Origin of the sequence: Pseudonocardia sp. DSM 110487 (assembly GCF_019468565.1) — a bacterium.
Classification (GTDB): Bacteria; Actinomycetota; Actinomycetes; order Mycobacteriales; family Pseudonocardiaceae; genus Pseudonocardia.
Map to the genome: position 1 here is coordinate 8553957 of NZ_CP080521.1, position 23554 is coordinate 8577510.

Annotated in this window: 23 protein-coding genes and 2 tRNA genes; 7 read left to right on the forward strand and 18 right to left on the reverse strand. The window is 71.3% G+C overall.

Annotated features, from left to right (window positions below):
• The first annotated feature begins 176 nt into the window (after positions 1–176).
• On the forward strand, positions 177–1970 hold the full coding sequence (locus tag K1T35_RS39985) for an Hsp70 family protein (protein ID WP_220256885.1): 1794 nt from the start codon (positions 177–179) through the stop codon (positions 1968–1970).
• Positions 1971–2805: 835 nt separating this feature from the next.
• Here K1T35_RS39985 and K1T35_RS39990 read toward each other — a convergent pair.
• From K1T35_RS39990 to gltX, 3 genes are all read right to left on the reverse strand, one after another.
• Positions 2806–2878 (reverse strand) — tRNA-Glu (locus K1T35_RS39990).
• A 52-nt stretch (positions 2879–2930) separates the two neighbouring features.
• Positions 2931–3002: transfer RNA gene (locus tag K1T35_RS39995), tRNA-Gln, on the reverse strand.
• A gap of 46 nt (positions 3003–3048) precedes the next feature.
• Positions 3049–4542 (reverse strand): glutamate--tRNA ligase, encoded by a 1494-nt coding sequence (gltX, locus tag K1T35_RS40000; RefSeq protein ID WP_220256886.1) that lies wholly within the window; start codon positions 4540–4542, stop codon positions 3049–3051.
• A 60-nt stretch (positions 4543–4602) separates the two neighbouring features.
• Between gltX and K1T35_RS40005 the strand changes: the two genes are divergently transcribed.
• Positions 4603–5910 carry an FAD-dependent oxidoreductase gene (locus K1T35_RS40005; protein ID WP_220256887.1) on the forward strand — a complete coding sequence of 436 codons (1308 nt, stop codon included), beginning with the start codon at positions 4603–4605 and terminating at the stop codon, positions 5908–5910.
• Between the two features lie 141 nt (positions 5911–6051).
• On the opposite strand, the gene K1T35_RS40010 is transcribed toward K1T35_RS40005, so the two are convergent.
• The 11 genes from K1T35_RS40010 to K1T35_RS40060 form a co-directional block, all read right to left on the reverse strand.
• Positions 6052–6882: a hypothetical protein gene (locus tag K1T35_RS40010; protein ID WP_220256888.1), complete on the reverse strand. Its 831-nt coding sequence runs from the start codon at positions 6880–6882 to the stop codon at positions 6052–6054.
• On the reverse strand, positions 6879–7445 hold the full coding sequence (locus K1T35_RS40015) for a hypothetical protein (protein WP_220256889.1): 567 nt from the start codon (positions 7443–7445) through the stop codon (positions 6879–6881). Before K1T35_RS40015 ends, K1T35_RS40010 begins: the two co-directional genes overlap by 4 nt.
• 283 nt (positions 7446–7728) lie before the next feature.
• Entirely contained in the window at positions 7729–8115 is a 387-nt protein-coding gene (locus K1T35_RS40020) for an STAS domain-containing protein (protein WP_220256890.1), read from the reverse strand.
• A gap of 266 nt (positions 8116–8381) precedes the next feature.
• A complete protein-coding gene (locus K1T35_RS40025; RefSeq protein WP_220256891.1) occupies positions 8382–8960 on the reverse strand; it encodes an alkaline shock response membrane anchor protein AmaP in 579 nt (192 codons plus the stop codon).
• The gene (locus K1T35_RS40030) at positions 8960–9493 is read right to left on the reverse strand and encodes a DUF6286 domain-containing protein (RefSeq protein WP_220256892.1); all 534 of its coding nucleotides are present in this window, start codon (positions 9491–9493) and stop codon (positions 8960–8962) included. The genes K1T35_RS40025 and K1T35_RS40030 overlap by 1 nt, the downstream gene beginning before the upstream one ends.
• Positions 9490–9957 carry an Asp23/Gls24 family envelope stress response protein gene (locus K1T35_RS40035; RefSeq protein ID WP_220256893.1) on the reverse strand — a complete coding sequence of 156 codons (468 nt, stop codon included), beginning with the start codon at positions 9955–9957 and terminating at the stop codon, positions 9490–9492. Before K1T35_RS40035 ends, K1T35_RS40030 begins: the two co-directional genes overlap by 4 nt.
• On the reverse strand, positions 9954–10142 hold the full coding sequence (locus tag K1T35_RS40040) for a hypothetical protein (RefSeq protein ID WP_220256894.1): 189 nt from the start codon (positions 10140–10142) through the stop codon (positions 9954–9956). Before K1T35_RS40040 ends, K1T35_RS40035 begins: the two co-directional genes overlap by 4 nt.
• Positions 10143–10194: 52 nt before the next feature.
• Positions 10195–10704, reverse strand: a complete 510-nt coding sequence (locus tag K1T35_RS40045; protein WP_220256895.1) for an Asp23/Gls24 family envelope stress response protein — start codon at positions 10702–10704, stop codon at positions 10195–10197.
• A 199-nt stretch (positions 10705–10903) separates the two neighbouring features.
• On the reverse strand, positions 10904–11530 hold the full coding sequence (locus K1T35_RS40050; protein WP_220256896.1) for an Asp23/Gls24 family envelope stress response protein: 627 nt from the start codon (positions 11528–11530) through the stop codon (positions 10904–10906).
• 13 nt (positions 11531–11543) lie between these two features.
• The gene (locus K1T35_RS40055; protein WP_255621234.1) at positions 11544–12116 is read right to left on the reverse strand and encodes an RNA polymerase sigma factor; all 573 of its coding nucleotides are present in this window, start codon (positions 12114–12116) and stop codon (positions 11544–11546) included.
• Between the two features lie 382 nt (positions 12117–12498).
• Positions 12499–13695 carry an MFS transporter gene (locus K1T35_RS40060; RefSeq protein ID WP_220256897.1) on the reverse strand — a complete coding sequence of 399 codons (1197 nt, stop codon included), beginning with the start codon at positions 13693–13695 and terminating at the stop codon, positions 12499–12501.
• 90 nt (positions 13696–13785) lie between these two features.
• Here K1T35_RS40060 and K1T35_RS40065 point away from each other — a divergent pair, with 90 nt between their 5' ends.
• Positions 13786–14229: an Lrp/AsnC family transcriptional regulator gene (locus tag K1T35_RS40065; protein WP_255621235.1), complete on the forward strand. Its 444-nt coding sequence runs from the start codon at positions 13786–13788 to the stop codon at positions 14227–14229.
• 82 nt (positions 14230–14311) lie between these two features.
• Positions 14312–15136: an alpha/beta fold hydrolase gene (locus K1T35_RS40070; RefSeq protein ID WP_220256899.1), complete on the forward strand. Its 825-nt coding sequence runs from the start codon at positions 14312–14314 to the stop codon at positions 15134–15136.
• Here K1T35_RS40070 and cimA read toward each other — a convergent pair.
• The 3 genes from cimA to K1T35_RS40085 form a co-directional block, all read right to left on the reverse strand.
• The gene (gene cimA, locus K1T35_RS40075) at positions 15120–16760 is read right to left on the reverse strand and encodes a citramalate synthase (RefSeq protein WP_220256900.1); all 1641 of its coding nucleotides are present in this window, start codon (positions 16758–16760) and stop codon (positions 15120–15122) included. The two genes, K1T35_RS40070 and cimA, sit on opposite strands and share 17 nt — an antisense overlap.
• A gap of 204 nt (positions 16761–16964) precedes the next feature.
• On the reverse strand, positions 16965–17924 hold the full coding sequence (locus tag K1T35_RS40080; RefSeq protein ID WP_220256901.1) for an iron-siderophore ABC transporter substrate-binding protein: 960 nt from the start codon (positions 17922–17924) through the stop codon (positions 16965–16967).
• Between the two features lie 44 nt (positions 17925–17968).
• On the reverse strand, positions 17969–19318 hold the full coding sequence (locus K1T35_RS40085; protein ID WP_220256902.1) for an MFS transporter: 1350 nt from the start codon (positions 19316–19318) through the stop codon (positions 17969–17971).
• Positions 19319–19492: 174 nt separating this feature from the next.
• Here K1T35_RS40085 and K1T35_RS40090 point away from each other — a divergent pair, with 174 nt between their 5' ends.
• The 3 genes from K1T35_RS40090 to K1T35_RS40100 are packed head-to-tail and all read left to right on the forward strand — an operon-like array spanning position 19493 to position 22255.
• Positions 19493–19660: a hypothetical protein gene (locus tag K1T35_RS40090; RefSeq protein ID WP_220256903.1), complete on the forward strand. Its 168-nt coding sequence runs from the start codon at positions 19493–19495 to the stop codon at positions 19658–19660.
• 11 nt (positions 19661–19671) lie between these two features.
• Positions 19672–21150, forward strand: coding sequence for an MFS transporter (locus K1T35_RS40095; RefSeq protein ID WP_220263148.1), 1479 nt, complete (start codon positions 19672–19674; stop codon positions 21148–21150).
• Positions 21151–21187: 37 nt separating this feature from the next.
• The gene (locus tag K1T35_RS40100; protein WP_255621237.1) at positions 21188–22255 is read left to right on the forward strand and encodes a phosphotransferase; all 1068 of its coding nucleotides are present in this window, start codon (positions 21188–21190) and stop codon (positions 22253–22255) included.
• Positions 22256–22400: 145 nt separating this feature from the next.
• On the opposite strand, the gene K1T35_RS40105 is transcribed toward K1T35_RS40100, so the two are convergent.
• A complete protein-coding gene (locus tag K1T35_RS40105; RefSeq protein ID WP_220256904.1) occupies positions 22401–23447 on the reverse strand; it encodes a 3-isopropylmalate dehydrogenase in 1047 nt (348 codons plus the stop codon).
• Positions 23448–23554 lie beyond the last annotated feature (107 nt).

Consider the following 23554-nt stretch of genomic DNA (forward strand, 5'->3'; position numbering starts at 1 on the left):
GAGGCGCGGGCACAACGCTCGACGCCGAGCTACCGCTCACCGCCGTGAGCGGCTCCGTCACCTCCCGCTAGTACCGATCGCGCGGTCGGTCCAGCCATCATCCTGCCGGGCCGCTAACGTGATCTCAGATCGGCTCGATGAGCACAGAGAGTCGCCAGTAGTGAAGACGGGGGACGATGAGCTACCTGCTCGGCATCGATCTGGGCACCACGCGCACGGCTGCCGCGGTCGGCAGGCGCGACGCGCGACCCGGCGAGACCGAGATCGTCAACCTCGGCGACCGGTCCAGTGCCGTCCCCTCGGTGCTCTACCTCGGTGACGACGGCAGCGTCGTCGTCGGGGAGGCCGCGGATCGCCGCGCGCTGAGCTCCCCCGACCACGTCGTCCGTGAGTTCAAGCGCCGCATCGGCGACCCGACCCCGCTGATCGTCGGCGGCAGGCCGTGGGCGCCGGAGGAGCTGTCGGCCCGGCTGGTGCGGTGGGTAGTCGACCGCGTCGCGCAACGCGAGGCCGGCCCCGCGGCCCGCATCGCCGTCACGCTCCCCGCCTCGTGGGGCCCGCACAAGACCGAACGGCTCGGCGGTGCGCTCGCGGGGCAGGGTCTGCAGGTGTCCTACCTCGCCGAGCCGCAGGCGGCGGCGTTGCACTACGCCTCGGCCGAGCGGGTGGAGCCCGGCTCGACGATCGCGGTCTACGACTTCGGCGGCGGCACGTTCGACGCGGCGGTCGTGCACAAGGACGGCAACGCCTTCAAGCTGCTCGGCCGGCCCGAGGGGGTCGACCGCCTCGGCGGCATCGACTTCGACGAGATCGTCTTCCAGCACGTCGTCGCCGGGATGCCGGAGGCGTTCGAGGGGCTCGACGAGAACGATCCCGCCGTGCTGTCCGCGGTGGCGGCGCTCCGGCGCGAGTGCGTGGAGGCGAAGGAGGCGCTCAGCAGCGACACTGAGGTGTCGATCCCGGTGCTGACGCCCGCCGCGCAAGGCTCGGTGCGGATGCACCGCAGCGAGTTCGAGGCGGCGATCCGCCCGCAGGTCGAGGACACCGTCGACGCGCTGCAGCGCGCGGTGGCATCGGCCGGCCTGGCGCCGCAGCAGCTGTCGGCGGTGCTGCTGGTCGGCGGTTCGTCCCGCATCCCGCTCGTCGGGCAGCTCGTCTCGGAGCTGCTCGGCCGCCCCGTCAGCGTCGACGCCGACCCGAAGAACGCGATCGCGATGGGAGCCGCGCTGTCGCTGATGCCGGCCCCGCCGACGGGCACCGGGCCTCGACCCCGCGTCCCGGCGCCGCGCGCGGGTGGCGCTGCCCGATACCCCGTCGCCGCGGGCGCGCCGCCGGTCGGCGGAGGCGGACCACAGGGCCCGTACGGGCCGCCCGCGGGCGGCCCGGGCGGATACGGCCCCGGCCCGATGGGCGGCGCCGCCAGCTCGAGCATCCCGCCGTACCGGCAGGCACCCCCGCGCCCGCCGGTGGCACCGCCGCCGCGCCCGGCGACTCCCTCCTACGCCCCCGCCTTCGAGGACGAGCCCCCCTTCGAGCCCGAGTACGACTACGCGCCAGAGCCTCGAGGCAAGTCCCCGTCGTACCTGGTGACGGTCGGGGCGGTGGCAGCTGCGGCCGCCGTGGTGGCCGCGGTGTTCCTGTGGCCGCGCCCCGACATCGAGCCGGCGAACGCGTCGACGCCGCGCACGCCCGCCACGTCGCAGCAGTCGACGGAACCGGCGCCGACGCCGACGACCTCGGAAGAACCCGCCCCGGCGGAGCCGCCACGCGCGACCCGCCCCGCTCCTCCACCCCCACCGCGAGCCACGACCCCGCCACCGGTCACGACGACCGAGCCGCCGGCGACCACCACCCCACCGACGTCCGAACCGTCGGCGACATCCACCCAACCGTCGACGTCGGAGCCGCCCGAACCCACCGGCGGGAACGAGGGTGGCGGCAGCCAGACCGCCGAAGCGGCGCCGGTCTGACGGTCTCATGCCGTCGGTTTGGCCAGGTAGAGCCTGAGGCGCGGGCCTCCGATGGCGCCGCGGACATGTGTGGGCCGCTTCTACGGTTGGCGGGCGTGGTGGCCTCCGGTGGCGCCGCGCATCGTGGGGCCTGACATCTACAAGGCTGGCTGGGCCTTCGGTGGCGCCGCGCATCGTGCGGGGCCGCTCCACACGGGCAGGCCACGGGTCTGCCCTTCGGGCGCGGCGGCGCCACCGAAGGCGGTCCCACGGGCAATGATCAGGGCGTCGGCGCAAGGGCGGCCACATACGGCCGGCCGTGCGCCGAAGCGATGATCATGGGCACCGGCCTGTCCGCAACCACCACGAAGATCACCAGATGCGTGCCACCGCGGCCGTATGTGGCCGGCCAGGCACCGATCCGATGATCATGTCGCCGATGAGGCCGCCAGGCCCTCAAGATCGGCGACCCCGTGCCCTCACAGCTGCCCGTCCCGCGGCCAGCGCACCGAATCGGCGATCTTGCCCCCGGGCGAGGCCGACAACGGCGGCGACGGCAGGCCTGACCGCCAGCGAGAAGTACCTCAAGGTTGCCAACCGGACACTCAGGTCCTGCTCGGGGTGATCTCCCAAGGTCACGCACCCGTTCTCGGGTCACGCGACCCGTCGACGAGCCGCGCGAGCCGATAAAGGGTGCGCGAGCACAGGCACAGCCGGAACAGACAATGCCAAGGTGACCGAGGATGGGGGTCCGGGGGGCGAAGCCCCTCCGGGTGGGGTCTGGGGGCTGCGCCCCCAGAGAAAAAAACGGAGCGAGGAGGCCTGCGTTCTCCGCAGGCACACCTCGCCCCTCGCGTAGCCCCGACGGGATTTGAACCCGCGCTACCGCCTTGAGAGGGCGGCGTCCTAGGCCGCTAGACGACGGGGCCGTGGGAATTGCTCCGGTTTTGAGTTTATCAGACAGCTTCTGGAGCGTTTCCGCTGGGGTACCAGGACTCGAACCTAGACTAACTGAACCAGAATCAGTCGTGCTGCCAATTACACCATACCCCAAGGGCCCGCGTTCACCCGGAGGTGTCTGCGCCCTGCGGCAACTACTCTAGCCGAGGCTCGCGGCGCGCTCCAAACCGGCCCTCAGTCGGGCGAGGGAGCGCTCGCGGCCCAGCAGTTCCATGGACTCGTAGAGCGGCGGCGACACCGTCCGACCGCTCACGGCGACCCGCACGGGCGTGAACGCCTTGCGCGGCTTGAGTCCCAGCCCGTCCACCAGCGCAGCCTTGAGGGCGCCCTCGATCTGCTCGGTTGACCACTCCGGGAGCGCATCGAGGCCGGTCAGGGCCGCTTCGAGCACCGGGGCGGCGTCGGCGCCGAGGTTCTTCTCCGCCGCGTCGGCCTCGGGCGAGAAGCCCTCCTCGGGCACGAACAGGAAGCGCAGCATGCGCGCCGCGTCGGACAGCACGACGCTCCGCTCCTGCACCAGTGGTGCCGCGGCGGCCAGCAGCGCGCGCTGCCCCTCTGTGGGCGTGCCGGTGATCACACCTTCGGCCTCGAGGTACGGCTCGACCCGCCGCGCGAACTCCTCCACGGGCAGCGCCCGCAGGTGCGCCGCATTGATCGCCTCTGCCTTCTTGAGGTCGAAGCGTGCGGCATTGCTCGATACCCGTGTGATGTCGAACGCATCAACCATCTCGGCCATCGTGAACACGTCGCGATCCTCGGCGATCGACCAGCCGAGCAATGCGAGGTAGTTCAGCAGCCCCTCCGGCACGAATCCGCGCTCGCGGTAGTGGAAGAGGTTCGACTGGGGGTCGCGCTTGGAGAGCTTGCGATTGCCCTCGCCGGTGACAAGCGGCAGGTGGCCGTAGCGGAACGGCCCGTTGCCGATCCCCACCCGCTGCAGCGCTTCGAGCAGCGCGATCTGGCGCGGCGTGGACGAGAGGAGGTCCTCGCCGCGCAGGACGTCGGTGATGCCCATGAGGGCGTCGTCGAGCGGGTTGGTGAACGGGTAGAGCGGGGTGCCGTCGCCGCGGGCGAGCACGAAGTCGGGCACCGTGCCCGCCTTGAACGTGATGGGACCCCGCACGTAGTCGTCGAACGAGATGTCGCGGTCGGGCATCCGCAGCCGGAACACCGGAGAGCGGCCCTCGGCGCGGAACGCAGCCTTCTGCTCATCGGTGTGGTCGCGGTCGGCGTTGTCGTAGCCGAGCTTGGGGTCACGGCCCGCGGCCCGGTGCCGCGCCTCGATCTCGTCCGGCGTCGAGTACGACTCGTAGACCTCGCCCGCCTGCACGAGGAGCCCGAGGGCGTTGCGGTAGGTGTCGCGCCGCTCGCTCTGCCGATACGGACCGTACGAGCCCCCGACCTCTGGCCCCTCGTCCCAGTCGAGGCCGAGCCAGCGCAGCGCGTCGAGCAGCGCTTCGTACGACTCGACGGAGTCGCGGCGGGCGTCGGTGTCCTCGATGCGGAACACGAAGGTGCCGCCGTGGTGGCGGGCGTGCGCCCAGTTGAACAGGGCGGTGCGGATCAGTCCGACGTGCGGGGTGCCCGTCGGCGACGGGCAGAAGCGCACCCGGACGTCGTTGCCTGCAGTCATGATGCGGGTAAGCCTATCGAGGGCCGGCCGGTCACTTCTGAGCGGAGTAGAATTCAACAAATGTTGAGCAACGAGCGCACGACCTGCCTCGTCGTCGGCGGAGGACCAGCGGGCCTGATCCTCGGCCTGCTCATGGCGCGCGCCGGCGTCGAGGTCACCGTTCTCGAGAAGCACGGCGACTTCCTGCGCGACTTCCGCGGCGACACCGTGCACGCCTCCACCCTCACCCTGCTCGACGAGCTCGGCCTCGGCGAGCGCTTCGCCGCCCTCCCCCAGCGGCGGATCGAGCGGGCGCAGGTGCAGTTCGACGCCGGTGTCGCACAGATCGCCGACCTGTCCCGCCTGCCCGGTGCCCACCAGCACATCGCGATGGTGCCGCAGTGGGATTTCCTCGACCTCGTGGCCGATGCGGCCGAGGAGGAGCCCACCTTCACCCTGCGCCGCAACGCGGAAGCGATCGGCCTCCTCCACGAGGGTCGGCGCGTGGCCGGTGTCCGCTACCGCGACCGGACCGACGGCTCCGAGCACGAGCTGCGTGCAAGCCTCACGGTCGCGTGCGACGGGCGGGGCTCCGTGGTGCGCGCTGCCGCCGGTCTCGTCCCCCGCTCGTTCGGGGTGCCGATCGACGTCTGGTGGTTCCGGCTGCCGCGACGGGAGACGGACCCGGCGGGCGGGGTCGGCCGGATCAGCGCAGGCCAGTTCGCCGTCATGATCGACCGGGGCGACTACTGGCAGTGCGCCTTCCTCATCAGCAAGGGCAGCGACGCCGCGATGCGCGCGGCAGGGCTGGAGCGGTTCCGCGAGCGGATCGCCGGCCTCCTGCCATGGATGGCGGATCGGCTCGATGCGCTGACGTCCCTCCACGACGTGAAGCTGCTGGACGTGAAGCTGGAACGGCTGCGCACCTGGCACCGCGAAGGGCTGCTGCTGATCGGCGACGCGGCGCACGCGATGTCCCCTGTTGGCGGTGTGGGCATCAACCTCGCGGTCGCCGACGCGGTGGCCACAGCGAGGCTGCTCGCGCCCGCGCTGCGCTCCGGTGGGATCGTGCCGCGCTCACTGCTGCGCAAGGTCCAGCGACGGCGCTGGTGGCCCGCCGCGCTGATCCAGGGCGGACAGCGCATCGCCCACCGGGCCGTGTTCAGGGGCCGCGGCGCCACCGCCGGCACCCCGGTGGCGAACACCGACCCCGTTGGGCTGGCGGACGGAGTGCCGCTCGCCCCGGCGGAGGCGCTCCCGCCACCCCTGCGTCTGCTCCGGCAGTTCCCGGTGCTGCAGGGCGTGCCGGCCCGGCTCATCGCGATCGGCCCGCTGCCCGAACACGCACCGGACTGGGCCCGCCGCACCACCGAGCCCGCCGACCGCTGACACGGCAGGCCCGGCGGCGCGGCAGCAAAGGCCCGGAGGCGCCGACCACCAGGTGCAGTCGAGATCGGCGTGGCGCTCACCACCGGCCCGGACGGCTGACGCCATCCGGACCGGTGAAGCACTCGTCGGCGCTTGTCGCGATCACTCAGGAGTGGTGCGTTGTCCGGTGTCGGCGTCCTCGCGGTTTCGCCAGATCCTCGATCCGGCGATGCCCCCGATCGCAGCGGCAGCGGCGGCTGCGCCCAACCCGAGGGCGGCCCAGCCGGCCGTGTCGCGGGCGGTATCCAGTGCCTGACCTGGGTCGACGGTCTGCTGTGCTGCCTGCGCGGCATCCGGTGCCTGTGAGGCGACGCTGGCCAGCGGCCCCAGCAGAGCCGTGCCACCGATCAGGGTGAGGGCGAGAATGCCGAGCACACTCAGCGTCCACACCAGGACACCGTGGAGCATCCCGTCACCTGCCGTGCGCCACATCGTGCTGGCTGCAGCCGTGAGTCCGCCGACGAAGAAGGCGATCAGCGCCAGGACGCCGGTCACGATCCCCGCGGCGACACCGGACCCGTCGCGACCGTCGAGGCCCAGGTCGAGCCAGCCCAGCGCGAAGAACAGCAGTTGCAGCACGATGAACACGGTCAGCACGACCGACGCGCCGGCCCAGATCGGACCCCACCGCACACGGTCGCGGCGGTCGACGGCGCGGTCGGTGGCGACCCCTCGGTCGGTGTGTGGCTCGACGGCTGAAGCGGTCGACGTCGCCCGGGTCTCCGTGAGGGGCGGTGAGATGTAGGGATCAGCCACGCTCGGGAAGTCGTCGCTGTCGGCGGGCATCGAGCCTCCGGCGCGGTAGGCGCCCTCGCCACGAGTAGACATGCTCTGGTCCTTCTGTTCGGCAGTTCGGTGTGTGGAGGTTCGGCGGAACGAGTGGATGTGGGGCGCACATCTCGTCATGCCGAGCGCTGACGGCGGGATCGTCATACGGCGGAGAGCCATCGCATGGGCTTGGCCAGGATCCCGGGTAGCTGCTGGCCGGGCCGCTGCTGCTCCCCCTCCACGGAGTTGAGCACGGCGATCCCGCCGGTGAGAGCGGGGACGAGCCATTGCGCGACCTTGAGCTGCTGCTGCACCTTCGCCACACCGGCGGGGGTGTCCTGCACGGCGTCGGTGCCGCCCTCGACCGGAGCGCCGTCGGCCTCCTCGAGCATCCTGCCCAACACACGGCTGTAGGCCGTCAGGCCGAGCGCTGCGATGGTCAATGCCGTTTTCGCAGCGGTGGAGGCGCCGACGCCACGCTGGGTGGCGACGCGGCCCTTGTTCGCGAACAGCAGCCCCGCGCCGCCGACCAGATGGGCGGCGATCGCAGCCAGGTTGACCGGAGTCCACCTTGCCCACCCGGCGTTGGCGACGTGCAACCGCTGCTTCGGGTCGGAGACGTCGGCGGCGGCACCGTTGACGGCGACTGCGCCGGCGAGCGTGCCGCCGAACCATGCGGCGAGTCCGAGGTCGTGCATGCTGCGGACGACCGTGTTGCGCTGTGACATACCTCTATCCCTTCGGTGGTCGTTCGGGCTGCTGGTGCCCGTTCCAGGTCGTGGTGGGGGCACCCCTCTCAGCTCCCGCCACGTCCCGGCATCTCGTTTCTCCGGATTCCGAGCCTTCGTAGCGCTACGGCGGTTTGGTCGACAGCCCTGAACCAGGGCTGGAGATGCTGGAGATGCGACTCCGGGCGGGGCGCGCCCGACCCTCTCTTCCAGAGCGACCGGTCTCTCGCCGCCCTTCCTCTGAATACCCACCGAGGTGGAACTCAACCCCATGGCAGCGAATTCAGGTCGGCGATTTTTCCGACGGTGTCGCCATGCTCGGACGACAGTCGAGAATGGAGTCGAGGCCGCAGATCGTGATCGGCCTCCGCACCGGACGGTGATCCGTGCCGGTGAGAACGAGGTGGCCGCCGGCGAGCCTCAACCGAGCATCCAGATGCAGCAGCGCGGTGATTCCCGCAGCCGCCAGGAAGCTCACCTCGCTCATGTCGAGGATGATCGTGGTTGCGTCGTCGAGCGCATCAGCGAGGCCGGCCACCTGGCCGGCGTTCGAGCTATCGATCTCGCCCTCGAGCTGCACCGTGACAGTATCGGCCGCCACCCGACGATGTCGGGCCCACATGATCGGCAGCTGATTTGCGGCCCGCTCCCGCGTTTGATCATATTTCATCGGACACTCCGTGCGTCTGTCGGGTCGCTTGCGGGCAGGGTTGACAGAAATCGATCAATCGTGGCTTTTCGCGAAATCGTCGTCTTTTCATCCCAGCGGCCGATGCGGCGAATGACGGTATCAAGTTCGAGGAGGCCGAGAATCCTCTCGACGTCCCTCACGGGCGCGAACGCGCTGCGGGCTCTGCGCGCCGCGCACAAAAGGCCTCACGGTCCTGGAACGGCCCTGAGATTGCGTTTTCGCCTCCGCAGGAAATGGCGCCTGCTTCAGCCGGTTCGTGCTCCGCCGGCGGTGACCAGGCGCAGCAGCAGGTCGGCGTGCAGCGCGGGCAGGTTCAGGGCGTGCGTGAGGCGGGGGATGGCGTCGGCACCGATGCGGCGGCGGAGCTCGGAGATGTCGGCGTGGTCGTCGGCCGACACGCGCAGGTACAGGTGAGCGTGCTGGTGCGGGCCCGTCAGGCTGGCGGTCGCCGATCGCACGCCGGGATAGTCCTCGATCTCGTCGGCGAGCGGGCGCACGGCAGCGTCACTGCCGATGTGGGTGGTGCCGGTGGTGATTTCGGATGAGAGCTGCCAGTTGCTGCCGGCGGGCCGCCGGGCCGTCTGGGCGATCAGCCAGCGTAGCGCCAGCAGCCCGATGACGACGGCGACCGCGGCGAAGGCCGACGGTCCCCACCCCGGGAGGACCAGCCCGGGCGGCAACAGCGGCGCATCGGCCGGAACCGGCAGCAGATCGCCGAGGAAGCCGGCGCCGACCAGCAGGACGACCCCGCCCACAGCGAGGCAGAGCAGGCCCAGCAGAGCCAGAACGGTGCGGTTGAGCCGGGCAGGACGGTTCGGGTTCATCACGCGCTCCGATCCGAGGTGACGGTCACCCGAAGTCGCGCAGGTCGGGCGAGGTTGATGTCATCGAGGCGTTCAATGACGAGCGCGCGGACCAGGTCGGGCAGCCCGGAGCGGTCCCGGAGCGGGGTGCGGGCGTTCACCGTGACGGTTCGCGCACCGACCCTGACTCGCGCACCGGTGATGCCGTCCGCGCGCCGTGCGTGACTCGTCAGGTCACGGGCCAAGCTCCGACGAGAGATCCCCGCAGCGGTGTGGTCGTCGCCCGGGGCCAGGGCCAGCACCTGCGGACGTCCGGGAAGCAGGCCACACGCCAGCAACGCGAGCCCGACCGAGGAAAGGATCCCGCCCGCCGCGAGGACGCGAGCGTCGTTCCAGGTCGTGGTGCGCCCCAGCTCCCCGAGGGTGCCGAACGCGACCAACGGCGGGCCACCGGTGATCAACTGGGCGCAGGAGATCACCACGACCACGGCGGCGACGAACAGCATCAGGCCGACGATCGTCGCGGGCAGAGTGCGGCGCGGGCGGCGGATCATCGCACCACCCGCCGAGGGCCGGCGGGGCGGTGCAGGGCGACGACGACGACGTCGACCATGCCAACGCGCTTTCCGGTCAGTTCCCACACCCGCTCGACCAGCCTCCGGCGGACCCGGCCGGTCACTTCGTGCACCGGGTCGGGGTAGGTCACCGACAGCCGGATCCGCAGCGACACCATCTCGCCGGCCACGGTCACCTCCACCCGCGGGGCCTGCTCGGCGTCCTCACCCGTCACCGCCACACCCAGCACACGCCGGGCCGCGCCCCCTACGCCGGGTTCCTCGCCGGCGATCCGGGCAGCGACGGACTCGATGACCCGATGGCCGACCGTGGTCCGACCACGTTCGGCGGCCGGGGCCGGCCGATGATCAGGAACGGTGGGGGCGACAACCACGCCGCCCGGATGGACGCTGGTGCGCCCGGCCGGATCGGCCGAGGTGACGCCCGGACCGGCCGCCCTCATCGCGGGCCGCGGTGTCGGGCGCCCGCACCGAGCGCGGACAGGTCGAGCTGCCCGTCGAGGAACCGGCCGGTCAAGGCCCCGAGCGCGCCCATCATCGCAACGATGGCCATGGCGCCGAAGCCGCCCCACGCGGCCGTCACCCCGAGCACCAGGCCCACGGCCAGGCCGATCACTGTGAGTTTCATGAGGATCACTCCTTCTCAGCCGGTTCCAGGGCGTCGCCGACGGGACGGCAGCTCACGTGACGCGAGCGGGTTCAGAGGACTCGTCACCGGGGTCCTCGTCGGGCAGGTGCAGGTCGTTGACGTTGATGTTGACCTCGACGACCTCCAGGCCGCTCATCTGCTCGACCGCACCGATGACGTTGCGGCGGATCGACTGGGCCAACTGCCCGATCGGGACCCCGTACTCGACGACGATGTCGAGGTCTATCGCCGCCTGCTTCTCCCCGACCTCGACGGTGACCCCGCGGCTCGAGGTGGCTCGGCCGCCCGGGATCCGCTCGGTGATCGCCCCGAAGGTCCGGGATGCGCCCCCACCGAAGTCGTGGACGCCGCTCACCTCACGAGCGGCACGACCGGCGATCTTCTGCACGACGGCGTCGGCGATGGTGGTGCGGCCCTGGCTGCTCGCCAACGCCGCGCTGCCGGCCCCACCGCCGGTCGTCGCGCCGGTCGCGCTGGGTCCAGCCGTGTTGGAACCGCTCGTGGAACGGGCTGAGGTCTGCTCCGTGGCAGCACTGGTCATCTACTCGATCTCCTTCGATCAGAACCGGTGACTCGCCCTCGCCGGTACGCACGGGGAGGCGTTGCGGTCATGTCTGGTGGACACAGCGGGAGGGAGGACCTCACGCACGCCTGATGTGACGTACAACACATCGAGTGGAGCCGTGTCGCAGGCGCCGTTCGTCCCGCTGGACCGACGCCGCGGCTGCTCGGAGATCCGGCTACTCGAAGATGTCGTCGATGATGACGGTGACCTGTACCGGTTCGAGGCCGGTGAGTGCGCGGACCTCGGCGGTCACCGCCTCGCGGACGCGCTCGCCGAGGCGGTGGAGGTCGACTCCGTAGTCCGCGGCCAGGGTGATCTCGATAGCAGTGCTGCGTCCGGCGACGCCCGCGACGACCTCCGCGCCACCGGCCGGGTTCTCGGCGGCACCGTCGGCGCGGACATCGGACCTGTCGCCGGTACGGCCGGCGATGCGTTTGCCGAGGGCCACCCGTACACCGGGCACCGCCTGAGCGGACTCTCGCGCAATCACGACCACGACCCTGGCGGCGATGCGGGTGCGGCCCCGCGCCGACTCGAGCACCCCGTAGTCCAGGTGCTCCACGGCGCCTCGAATCCGACGCAGAGCGTTCTCCACGATGCTGTCCGGCGCACTGGGCTTCTCCGCCGCCAGCTCGGTGAGCGGGGCCCACAGCCGCTCGTACTCGGCCAAGGCCGCGTGGCAGTGCGGGCACCGCCGCTGATGGGCGTCGCGTTCGCCGCGCCGACCGGCGGCGACCTGAGCCAGCACGTCCTCGACCCGCCGGCCGCACGTCAGGCGTTCGCCGCGCGTGCCGCCGGTCATGAGCGGCGCTCGCTCATGACCAGCTCCGCAGGGACTCCACCAAAGTCAACCGCGCTCGATGCAAACGTCCCCGCACTGCGTCCTCCGAGATGTTGACGACGGCGGCAACCTCCCGATAGGTCAAACCCTCCAACTGGTGTAGCACGATCACGGCCCGCTGGTCAGGGGGTAGAGCTGCGATCGCCTCCATCGCTGCCCCCGCGCGCTGGCGGGCGATCACCGTATCCTCCGCGCCGGCCACAGGTTGTGGATCGCCCTCGAGTACGGGGCGGGTCCAGCGACGGCGTCGGATCTGGTTCAGACAGCGATTGACCACGATCCGGTACAGCCATGTGGTGAACGAGCTCGCCCCGGTGAACCCGGCCAGCGCGGTCCACACCTGGATCATCACGTCCTGCGCGATGTCCTCCGCGTCATGCCGATTGCCCAGCATGCGCAGCGAAATCCGGTAGATCCGGTCCCGGTGGCGGCGAACCAACACCTCGTAGGCATCCATGTCGCCGGCCCGCGCCTTGGTGACGAGCCACCTGTCGGCATCGTCATCGGACAGCGCGGCGCCGGCCCGCTCGGCGTCGTCACGACGCACCGATGATCCGCCCGTTCCTCCGTTGCCGAGGTGAATCGCCCCGGGTTCCGTGGAGGCTTGGAAGCCACGGGCGAGTGGACAGTCCCGCCCAGATCGTCCGAGCGCTCCGCGGAGCGGTGCTCGGCCGGGTCGTCCTCAACCCGAGAAGAGGCGGGACCCGGCTGGGCCGGAACCGGTGTCACGGCCTGTGGGGTGCTCGCTCATGGTTCATCTCCAGACACTCGGTCCTTCTGATACCCCGCACGGCCGCGCCGAACCTGAGGAAGCCAGCGACCGGCGACGGTCATCGACGCGCCCGTGCGGAGGCGGCCCTGTGTCGTCGCGACGGCCCACGACCAGCGCCACCGGCGTGGCGATCGCTCTGTAGGACGTGGAATGGGGGTCAGCGCGGGCCCGGGATCTGGTCGCGCTGGTCCAATGCCGCAGTCGATGAGTGGGGCTTGCGGCTTGCCGTCACGGGGACCGCCAGCGCGAGGAGCGCGGCTGCCGTGACGGCCAGCCAGCCGAATCCGGCCCGCTCGTACATCAGTCCGGCCAGCGTGCCGGCCACGGCGGCGCCGCCGTAGGTCGCGGCGGTGTTGAGCGCGAGCACCGCGCCCCGGAGGCCTGGGGCGATCGCGGCCAGCCGGCTGAGCAGCAGCGTCAGCCCGACGTGGTTGACCAGACCCCATATGACCGCGATCCCGAGGAACAGCGCGAGCGCGCCGATCGTCGCGGCGAGCGCCAGGTACACCGCGGCCAGCAGGGCGAGCGCCGGGGCCACCAGGCGGGCGGTGCCGAGGCGGTCCAGGAACCGGTCGACACCCGCCGCGATCCCGAACCCGATGCCGTAGGCGAGGGCGACGAGCCCGGCCATCGTCGCACCGCCACCGTGCACCGCACGCACCTCGACGCCGACGAACGCGAACACCCCGTAGAACGCGGCCATGTACGCGAGCACCCCGGTGAGCAGCGCGGCGACGCCCGGTGCGCGCAGGGCTGCGCCGAGAGCACCGCGGGTGGGACCGACCGCGGGGGTGGCGGGCAGCAGCACGTACAGCGCGATCTGCGTGACACACAGCGCAGCGAGCGCTCCGAACGCCGCCCGCCAGCCGATCGCGTCGCCGAGCACCGTGGCGAGCGGCACCCCCGCCACCAGCGCGATCGACCAGCCGGTGAGCACCCGACCCGTCGCGCGCGCTCCGGCGCCTGGTGGCGCGAGCTCCGCGGCGAGCGCGTACGTCGCGGGCAGCACGACACCCACCCCGATACCGCCGGCGAGCTGGGCGAGCGCGAGCAGCGCCCAGTGTGACGCGACGGCGGACCCGGCAGCGGCCACGGTGAGCGCGCCCATGCCTGCCAGCAGCACGGTGCGCCGCGGAATGGCGTCGAGCCTGCGGCCGAGCAGCAGGGCCGACGCGACGATGCCCGCGCCGTACGCCGAGAGCGCCCGCCCGGCCTCGGCGGTGCTCGCGGCGAGGCCCGCCGCGATGTCGGGGAGCAGCGGGGCGAGCACGAAGGCCTGGGCCCCGACCACGACGACGCCCGCCGTGAGTACCGCGGTGGCGAGCGCTGGAGGGCGTTGGTGGACGACGGTCATGCACCGAAGATGGATCGGGCATATCGCGGCGTCCAGGCCGATCCATCAAGTCCGAACGACTTTCGGCCAGAAGAATGTCAGCATTGGGTGGTGGACGCCATCGACCGGAAGATCCTCGGCCTGCTGCTCGAGGACGCGGGTCGTACCTACGCCCAGCTCGGCCGCGAAGTGTCGCTCTCACCTGCCGCCGTGCACGAGCGCGTGCGTCGGCTGCGCGCGTCGGGCGTGGTCCGGCGCACCACGGTGGAGGTCGACCCGGACGCCATCGGCCGGCACGTGCTCGCGTTCGTGCTCGTCGACAGCGACGGATGGGTCAAGGACGAGCTGTTCGCCGCCACCCGCGCCGACCCGCGCATCGAGGAGGCGCACTCGGTGGCCGGCAGCAGCAACTTCCTGCTCAAGGTGCGGGTCGCCGACCCGGACGAGCTGGAGGACGTGCTGCACGACCTCTACCGGGTCGATGGCGTCGTCCGCAGCCGGACGATCATGGTGCTGCGGCGGGGCTTCGAGCGTGGGATCGGGCCCCCGGGGTGAACTCGTTTACCTCCGACGTCATCGACGTACCTACCTCGGCGGGAAGAGGGTGATCTCGTCACCAAGCGCCGAGGAGGACCCGATGCCGCACTTCACCGCCACCGACGGAACCCGGCTCGCTTACGAGGAGTACGGCACCGGCGAGCCGATCGTGTTCGTCGCCAGCTGGGTGCTGGATGCGGACATGTGGGAGTACCAGATCCCGTACTTCGCCGAACGCGGGTACCGCTGCATCGCGCTCGACCGGCGCGGGCACGGCCGCTCCGACCGCCCGTCCACCGGCTACGACATCGACACCACCAGCGACGATCTCGCCGCGTTGCTGGAGCACCTCGACCTGACCGGCGTCACGCTGGTGGGCCACTCGTTCGGCGGCGCCGAGGTGGCGCGCTACCTGGCCAGGCACGGCGAGGAGCGGGTGGGCCGCGTCGCCCTCGTCTCGGCGGTGGTCCCGTTCCTGAAGCAGACCGACGACAACCCGGACGGCCTCCCGGAAGCCGCACTCGAGGCCACCATCGCCCAGTTCCGGGCCGACCGGCCGAAGTGGTTCGCCCGGCAGGCGCAGGTCTGGTACGCCACCCACCTCGGCAACGACGTCTCGCCCGCGCTGATCGACTGGACGATCGGCAAGTGCCTGTCCGCGTCGCCATGGGCCACCACGCAGCTGATGCGCTCGATGTTCCACGCCGACCACCGCGCCGGACTGCGCGAGATCACGGTGCCGACGCTCGTCGTGCACGGCGCTGCCGACACGTCGGCCCCGGTCGCGCTCACCGGCCGGCGCACCGCGCAGCTCGTGCCCGGCTGCCGCTACGTCGAGTACCCGACGGCCGGCCACGGCCTGTTCGTGACGCACGCCGAGCAGCTCAACGCCGAACTGCTGGACCTGCTCAAGAGTCGACCGTGACCGGTCCGCGCTCGCGCAGTGCCGTGTAGGCGAGCGCGTCGACCAGCGCCAGCCAGGACGCCTCGACGACGTTGCTGTGCACGCCGACCGTCGTCCACGAACCGGCCGGACCGGTGGACTCCAGCAGCACCCGCGTGACGGCGTCGGTGCCGAAGCTCTCCGAGCGGCCGGTCGTCAGGATCCGGACCTTGTAGTCGGAGAGCTCGACGTCCGACAGCCACGGGCACGTCGGGGTGAGCGCCGCCCGCAGCGCGGCGTCGAGCGCGTTGACCGGGCCGTTGCCCTCGGCCGTCGCGATCTGGCGCTGCCCGTCGGCGAGCACGACGCGGACCGTCGCCTCCGCGACGACCACACCGTCGGTCCCGTGCTCCAGGATCACCCGGTAGGACTCCAGCGCGAACGGGACCCGATCCGCCTCTCCCATCGCCGAGCGCATGAGCAGCTCCAGCGACGCGTCGGCGGCCTCGAACGACCAGCCGGCCAACTCCCGCTCCTTGACCGTGCGCGTCACGGCCGACACCGCGTCGGGATGGCCGGCCAGGTCCAGGCCGAGCTCGGTTGCCTTGAGCTCGACGCTGGCCCGGCCGGCCATCTCGGTGACCAGCACCCGCTGCCCGTTGCCCACATCCACGGGGTCCATGTGGTTGTAGAGCTCCGGGTCCACCTTGATCGCACTCGCGTGCAGGCCCGCCTTGTGGGCGAACGCTGACGTCCCGACGTAGGCCTGGTGGGTGTCGGGAGCGATGTTGGCGATCTCCGCCAACGCGTGCGAGGTGCGGGTCAGCTCGCCGAGCGCGCCGTCCGGTAGGACGGGCATGCCCAGCTTGGTCACCAGGTTCCCGACCACGGCGAACAGGTCGGCGTTGCCGGTCCGCTCGCCGTAGCCATTGGCGGTGCACTGCACGTGCGTCGCGCCTGCCTGTACCGCGGTGACCGAGTTGGCCACCGCGGAGCCCGTGTCGTCCTGGCAGTGGATGCCGAGCCGGAAACCGGTGCGGGCGGCCACCTCGGCGACCACCTCGGCGATGCCCAGCGGGAGCATGCCGCCGTTCGTGTCGCACAGCACCGCGACGTCGGCGCCCGCGGTCATGGCCGCCTCGAGCACCCGCAGCGCCGTGTCGGGGTCGAACTTGTAGCCGTCGAAGAAGTGCTCGGCATCGAGGAACACCCGCCTGCCCTCCGCGCGCAGGAAGGACACGGTGTCGGCGACCATCGCGCAGTTCTCGGCGACGTCGGTGCGTAGCGCCCGCTCGATGTGGCGGCGGTCGGACTTCGCTACCAGCGTCACCACAGGGGCCTGGGAGTCGAGCAGCGCCCGTACCTGGGGGTCCTCGGTGACGCTGAGGCCGGCGCGCCGCGTCGAGCCGAACGCGACGAGCACAGCGTGCCGCAGCTCGAGCTCCCCCGCCGCGGCGCGGGCGAAGAACTCGGTGTCCTTCGGCATCGCGCCCGGCCAGCCGCCCTCGATGAAGCCGACACCCACCGCGTCCAGGTGGCGGGCGACGGCGAGCTTGTCGGCCACCGAGTAGCTGATGCCCTCGCGCTGGGCCCCGTCCCGCAGCGTCGTGTCGAAGACGTGGAATGCGTCGCCGAGCGGGGTTCCGGCCGGTTCGGTTCGGGACATTCGAGGGGCTCCTGGGCGGTCGGGCGCGATTCGGGCAACAAAAAAGACCCCCCGCGAGTGCGAGAGGTCTGCGCGTCGGCTGTGGTGCTCGTTAGCCGACGCGCTCGTCAATAATGATCACGCAAAGATGCTGCACGCCGCGAGTGTGGCACGGGCCGTCCCACGCTGTCACACCGCCCGCCCACATACTGGGATCGGCGTGCCCTACCGCGCCGCTGCCGCGAGCCGTGGGACGAACTGGTCGAGCAGGTACGGCAGGCTCAGAGCGCTGGAGAACTGCAGCGCGTCGTAGTCGGTGCCGTCCATGAACAGTGCCCGGCCCTCGCGGACGACCGGCAGCGCGGCGAGGATCGGGTCGGTCTCGATCTCGACGCGCTCCTGCGGCGAGCCCGCCTGCCAGATCAGCACGTCGGCGTTCAGCATGCTCGCGTTCTCCCGGCTCACCGTGCCGTAGAAGCTGTTGCCCGCCGCGGCGTCGAGCTCGGGCGGCACCACCATGCCGAGCGCGCCGAAGAACCGGGTGCGGGTGTCGTCGGTGGCGTGGAAGGGATAGGCGCCCTCGTACATCGGGCCGGAGAGCGCCAGCGTCCGGCCCGCGAGTTCCGAATGTGCGGCCTTCACCTCGGCGAACCGAGCCTCGACCTGCGCGACCAGCTCCTCCGCCCGTTCTGGCTGCCCGAGTGCCTGCCCGGTCACGCGGGTCTGCACCTGCCATGGCGTGCCGAAGTCGACGTACTCGGCCGGCTGCACGACCGTGGGCGCGATCCGGCTGAGCGTGTCGTACTGCTGCTGGTCCAACCCGGCCGTCACAGCCATGATCAGGTCCGGGCGCAGCGCGGCGATCTTCTCGAAGTCGATCTCCTCCCGCGGGAGGATCTCGGGCCGAGCGTCGCCTGCCGCGGCATCGGCCCACGGGAAGATCGCGTCGTCCCGCGACCCGAACGCGTACCGGACGGCGACGGGCACCACACCGAAAGCGAGGATCGCGTCCTGCTCGGTGTACCCGAGCGACACCACGCGCTGTGGCTGCGCCGGCACCATCGTCTCGCCGAACTTGTGCGGCACCGTGATGGTCGCGGGCGCCGCCGCCTCCGGCGCGGCACCGGAGGCGCACCCCGCGACGAGGACAGCGGCGGCAAATCCGATCAGCAGGCGGCGAAGCACCCGCGCTGTCTACCCGAAGTTAGGTGAGGCTGCAATAACCTGGATCACGCATCGGCTTCCAGCCGCAGGTCACGACCGCGCGTCTCCGGCATCTTGATCGCCGTGACCAGGCTGACCAGCATGATCGCGCTCATGTAGATCGCCACGCCGATCCAGCCCGCGGCGAGCTGTACCAGCACGCCGGAGAGCAGCGGCGCGATGCCGCCACCGAGTACCGCGGAGAACTCGCGCCCGAGCGCCACCCCCGCGTAGCGGTAGCGCGATCCGGCCAGCTCGGCGAACGCTGCGCCCTGCGAGCCGACCGTGCCGTACGCGGCGAAGACGAACCCGATCACGATCACGAGCACGACGAGCCCCGGATTGCCCGTGTCGAGCATCAGGAATGCCGGGGCCGGGAAGACGACCAGGAAGGCGGCGACCGCGATGATCACGGGCCGGCGGCCGAACCGGTCGGTGAGCGATCCCGTGACGAACGCGGACACACACCCGAACAACGCCCCGACCAGCAGCGCCTGCGGCACCAGCCGAGGGTCGACCCCCACCGTCTGGATCAGGTAGCTGCCCATGAACACCTGGAACACGTACGACTGCGTGTTGCCGCCGATGTTCAGCGCGAACGTCCGGAAGAACGGTCGCCGCCCCACGGTGAACACACTCCTGATCGGCGACTCCGCGGCCTTCTGCTCCCGCTTCGCCTCTTCGAATACGGGCGCGTCACGCAGGCGCCTGCGCAGGACGTACGCGGCGACCGTCACGAACGCACTCGAGAAGAACACCACCCGCCAGCCCCACGCGAGGAGCTGATCCTGCGGCAGCAGCTGGGCGAGGATCCAGACCACCGCCCCCAGCGCCGTGCCGGCCGACGCGCCCACGAACACCAGCGACGCGTACCGCCCGCGACGCTCGCGTGGCGCGACCTCGGTGAGCAGCACCACCCCACCCGCCTGCTCCGCGCCGGCCCCGGCGCCCTGCAGCAGCCGCAGCACCACGAGCAGTGCCGGCGCGAGCAGCCCAGCCTGCTCGTACGTCGGCAACGCCCCGATGAGGAACGTCGAGATCCCCATCAGGAACAGCGTGGCCACCAGTACGAACTTGCGGCCCAGCCGGTCGCCGTAGCGGGAGAAGAACAACCCGCCGAGCGGGCGGGCGAGGAAACCCACCGCGTACGTGGCGAAGCCCGCCAGCACCCCGATCGCCGGGTCCGCCTGAGTGAAGAAGATCTTGTTGAAGATGATCGCGGTGGCGGTGCCGTAGATGACGAAGTCGTACTGCTCCAGCGCCGTGCCGATCAACCCGCCCCATGCCGCTGTGCGGAGGTTGCGCCGGTCGACGAGGTTGCCGGAGCCGTCGTCAAGGGCCTGCACCCCACCCTGGGGCCTCACATCTTCAGCCATCCAGGCGACCCTAATGGCACCTCGCTGCCGCGGCCGGCCGGCGCCGCGCCGTGCGCTCGCGACGGTCCCGGCTCGGGACCGATGAGTTCCGGGTCTCTCCACGGTCGACATCTCCAGTGGCTGACGAGTACGTCGGTCCCGCGCTTGCCGGACCAATCTGGAGGAACTCGAGCCATGCCCGCGAACTCGGTTGTCTGCGCGGCCGTTCTGGTCGCTGACCTCGATCGTGCCCGGCGCTTCTGCTGCGAGACGCTCGGCCCGGATGAGGCGTTCTACCTGGCCGGTGGCCGGACGGTGCTGCACATGGCCGCGCCGTCGATGGCGACCGGGGCAGCCCGGTGAGCGCCGCACGGATGGCCGCGCGTCCCCGCCTGGGCCTGGTGGTGCTCATGCTGCCGACCCTGCTCGTGTCGATGGACATGTTCGTGCTGCACTTCGCCGTCCCCGAGCTCAGCGCCGATCTGCAGCCGAGCGCGGTGGAGCTGCTGTGGATCGTCGACATCTACGGATTCCTGGTGGCCGGCTCGCTGATCACGATGGGGACGCTCGGCGACCGGATCGGTCGGCGCAGGCTGCTGCTGATGGGTGCGGCGGCGTTCGCCGGGGCCTCGGTGCTGACGGCGTTCTCGGTGAGCCCGGCGATGCTGATCGTCGCCAGGGCGCTATTGGGGCTGGTCGGTGCGAGCCTGCTGCCCTCGACTCTCGCGCTGATCCGGAGCCTGTTCGACGACGAGCGGGAGCGGGGTGCCGCGTTCGGGGTGTGGGTGGCGGTGTTCACCAGCGGCGGGGCGATCGGGCCGCTGGTCGGTGGGGTGATGCTGGAGCAGTTCTGGTGGGGCGCGGTGTTCCTGCTCGGTGTGCCGGCCATGGTCCTGTTGCTGGTGCTGGGTCCGATGCTGCTGCCGGAGTCGCGGGACCCCGACCCCGGGCGGCTGGACCTGGCCAGCACCGCGATGTCGCTGTTCGCGGTGCTCGGCATCGTCTACGGGCTCAAACGCGTCGCCGTCGACGGGCCGGACATGGTCGCCGTGCTCGCGGTGGTCGCGGGGCTGGCGGTGGGAGTGGTGTTCCTGCGCCGTCAGCGGATCCTCACGCACCCGTTGATCGACCTGACGCTGTTCCGCGCGGCCCGGTTCAACCTCGCGCTGGTGGCGCAGCTGTGCACGAATGCCGCGTGGGCCGGCACCTACCTGTTCGTGGCGCAGCATCTGCAGCTGGTGGCCGGGCTGTCCCCGTTGGTGGCCGGGCTGTGGACGTTGCCGGGTGTGGCTACGGGCATCGTCACCTCCACCCTGGTGCCGAGGCTCGCCGGGCGAGTACCGCCGGACCTGCTGCTGGCCGGGGTGATGGCGGTGTCCGCTGCCGGGTGCGTCGTGCTCGCGACCGCAGGGCCGGGTATCGGTGTGGTGGTCGCCGGCGCGGCCATCATCATGGGGATGGCCAGCGCGGTCGTTGCGGTGAGCACCGATGTGATCGTCGGGTCGGCGCCACCGGAGCGGGCGGGCGCAGCGTCGTCGGTGTCGGAGACCAGCTCCGAACTCGGGATCGCATTCGGTGTGGCGCTGCTGGGCGCCGCCGGCGCGGCGGCGTTCAGGGGCGCATTGGTCCCGCCCGCCGGAATCCCCGAATCGGGGCTGGGGACCCTGGGCGGCGCGCTCGACATCGCGCGCGGCCTGGCCGACGATGTGGCGTTCGCGGACGCCGCACAGGCGGCTTTCCTCACGGGCATGCACGTCGCGGCCTGGGTCGGCGCCGCGGTCATGGCCGCAGGCTCGGCATCGGCGCTGGTGGTATGGCGTCGCACGCCGGCCGCGACACTGCCCTCACGCTGACGCGCTTCGGAGATCGTCCACCCCCGAGGAGAAGCCGATGATGCGTCGTTCTCGGCATGAGCCACCCGGAAAGCAGGAACTCGCTCGCAGCCGGATCGCCCGCCACGGCACAGCTGCATGGTCGTCGCCGGAATGGCACGCCGACGCGGTGATGTGGCTCGACGAGCAGCTGGCCACCGCGGGCATCCACCGCCACGGCGATGTCGAGCAACCACACCTGCGCCCGTGGGCAACGGTGCTGCGGGTGCCCACCTCCGCCGGTCCGGTCTGGCTGAAGGCAGCCGGACCCGGCACCGCATTCGAGGTCGGCCTGTACGACCTCCTCGCCCGGATCGCCCCGGGCCACGTGCTGACACCGCTCGCCTCGGACCCGGAGCGCGGCTGGATCCTGCTGCCCGACGGCGGCCTGCCCATCGGGGAGCGTCTCGCCGGCACCGAGCTGACGACGGCGCTCGTGGATGCACTCGGACAGTACGGCCAGCTACAACGCGAGCTGGCTACCCATGTCGACGAGCTCCTGTCCCTGGGTGTCGCAGACATGCGCCCCGCTGTCATGCTCGACCGGTTCGATGAAGCGTTGGAAGTCACCGGCGCCGCCATCGACGGACGCGGCGGCACCGCGGATGCGACGCATGCGCGAGTCGCGGCGATGCGACCCACATTTGCCCGGTGGTGCTGGCAGCTCGGCGAGTCACGGGTGCCGGTGAGCCTCGACCACAACGATCTCCACCCGTGGAACATCCTGGGCACAGGCGTCGCGACGTTCTACGACTGGGGCGACAGCGTCGTCGCCCACTCCTTCGCGGCAATGCTCGTGCCACTGGGATTCGTGCAGCGCCTACTCGACGCGAAGCTCGACGACCCCGCATTCCTCCGCGCGCGTTCCACCTACCTGGAGGGATTCGCCCACACCTCGGGCGAGGAGGACCTGGGCGCAACCCTCGAACTCGCGTGCCGGGTCGCGAAGGTCGCCCGCGCGCTCACCTGGAACCGCGCATTGCAGGCCGCCCGCGACGACGGCGAGGAGATCGACGACGACTGGGTCCGCGCGCCCCTGGACAGTGTCGCGTCCCTCCTGGACGAGTCCTACCTCGGCGGGGCTTGATCCCACGGTGGCGCCGCTGTGCCGAGCCTGCTCGATCGACCGAACCCGCCCACCCCTCCGCGCGGTTCCGGCTATCCGGATGTCAGCAAGCCACCTTCATGCCACGAGATGGCATGGAGGTGGCTCTGCTGACACGTGGACGGGCCTACGCAGTCGGGCTCGGGGTGGCCCTCGCGCTCACCAGCGCCGCCAGGCGGTCGCCGATCGACTGGGTGTGGCCGGTGGCGCTGTGGTCGCGGGTGGCCAGGTCGAAGGAAACGGCGGCCTCGATGCGGCGGGCGGCGTCGCGGTTGCCCAGGTGGTCGAGGAGGAGGGCGACCGAGAGGACGGCGGCGGTCGGGTCGGCGATGCCCTGGCCCGCGATGTCGGGGGCGCTGCCGTGCACCGGCTCGAACATGCTCGGGTTGCGCCGGCTCACGTCGAGGTTGCCGCTGGCGGCGAGGCCGATGCCGCCGGTGACGGCCGCAGCGAGGTCGGTGAGGATGTCGCCGAACAGGTTGTCGGTGACGATCACGTCGAACCGGCCGGGGTCGGTGACCATGTGGATCGTGGTGGCGTCGATGTGCTGGTAGGCCACCGACACCTCGGGGTGCTCGAGGGAGACCTCCTCGACGATCCGCGACCACAGCCGGCCCGAGTAGCTCAGCACGTTCGTCTTGTGCACGAGTGTGAGGTGCTTGCGCGGCCGCCGCGATGCGCGCGCGAACGCGTCGCGCACCACCCGCTCCACGCCGTACGCGGTGTTGGTGCTCACCTCGGTGGCGATCTCGTGCGGGGTGTCCTTGCGCAGGATCCCGCCGGTGCCGACGTAGGGACCCTCGGTGCCCTCGCGCACGACGATCAAGTCGATCTCGCCCGGTGACGCGAGCGGCCCGCGGACGCCCGGGTAGAGCCGCGCGGGACGCAGGTTGACGTGGTGGTCGAGCTCGAACCGCAGCCGCAGCAGTAGGCCGCGCTCCAGGATGCCGCTGGGGACCGACGGGTCGCCGACGGCTCCGAGCAGGATGGCGTCGTGCTGCTGCAGCTCGGTGAGCACCGACTCCGGCAGAAGTTCTCCGGTGGAGTGCCAGCGCGCGGCGCCGAGGTCGTAGGTGGTGGTCTCGGCGCCAGGCGATACCTCGTTGAGGACCTTGAGCGCCTCGTCGATGACCTCCGGCCCGATGCCGTCCCCCGGAATGACCGCAAGGCGCATTGCCGATGTCCTCTCTCCGTCTGGCCCCGAAGCAGCCGGGCGCACGTTACCGGCCGCGACGGCACCGCTCCGCCGTCCGCCACCCGATCGCGGTCACCCGGTCGCGT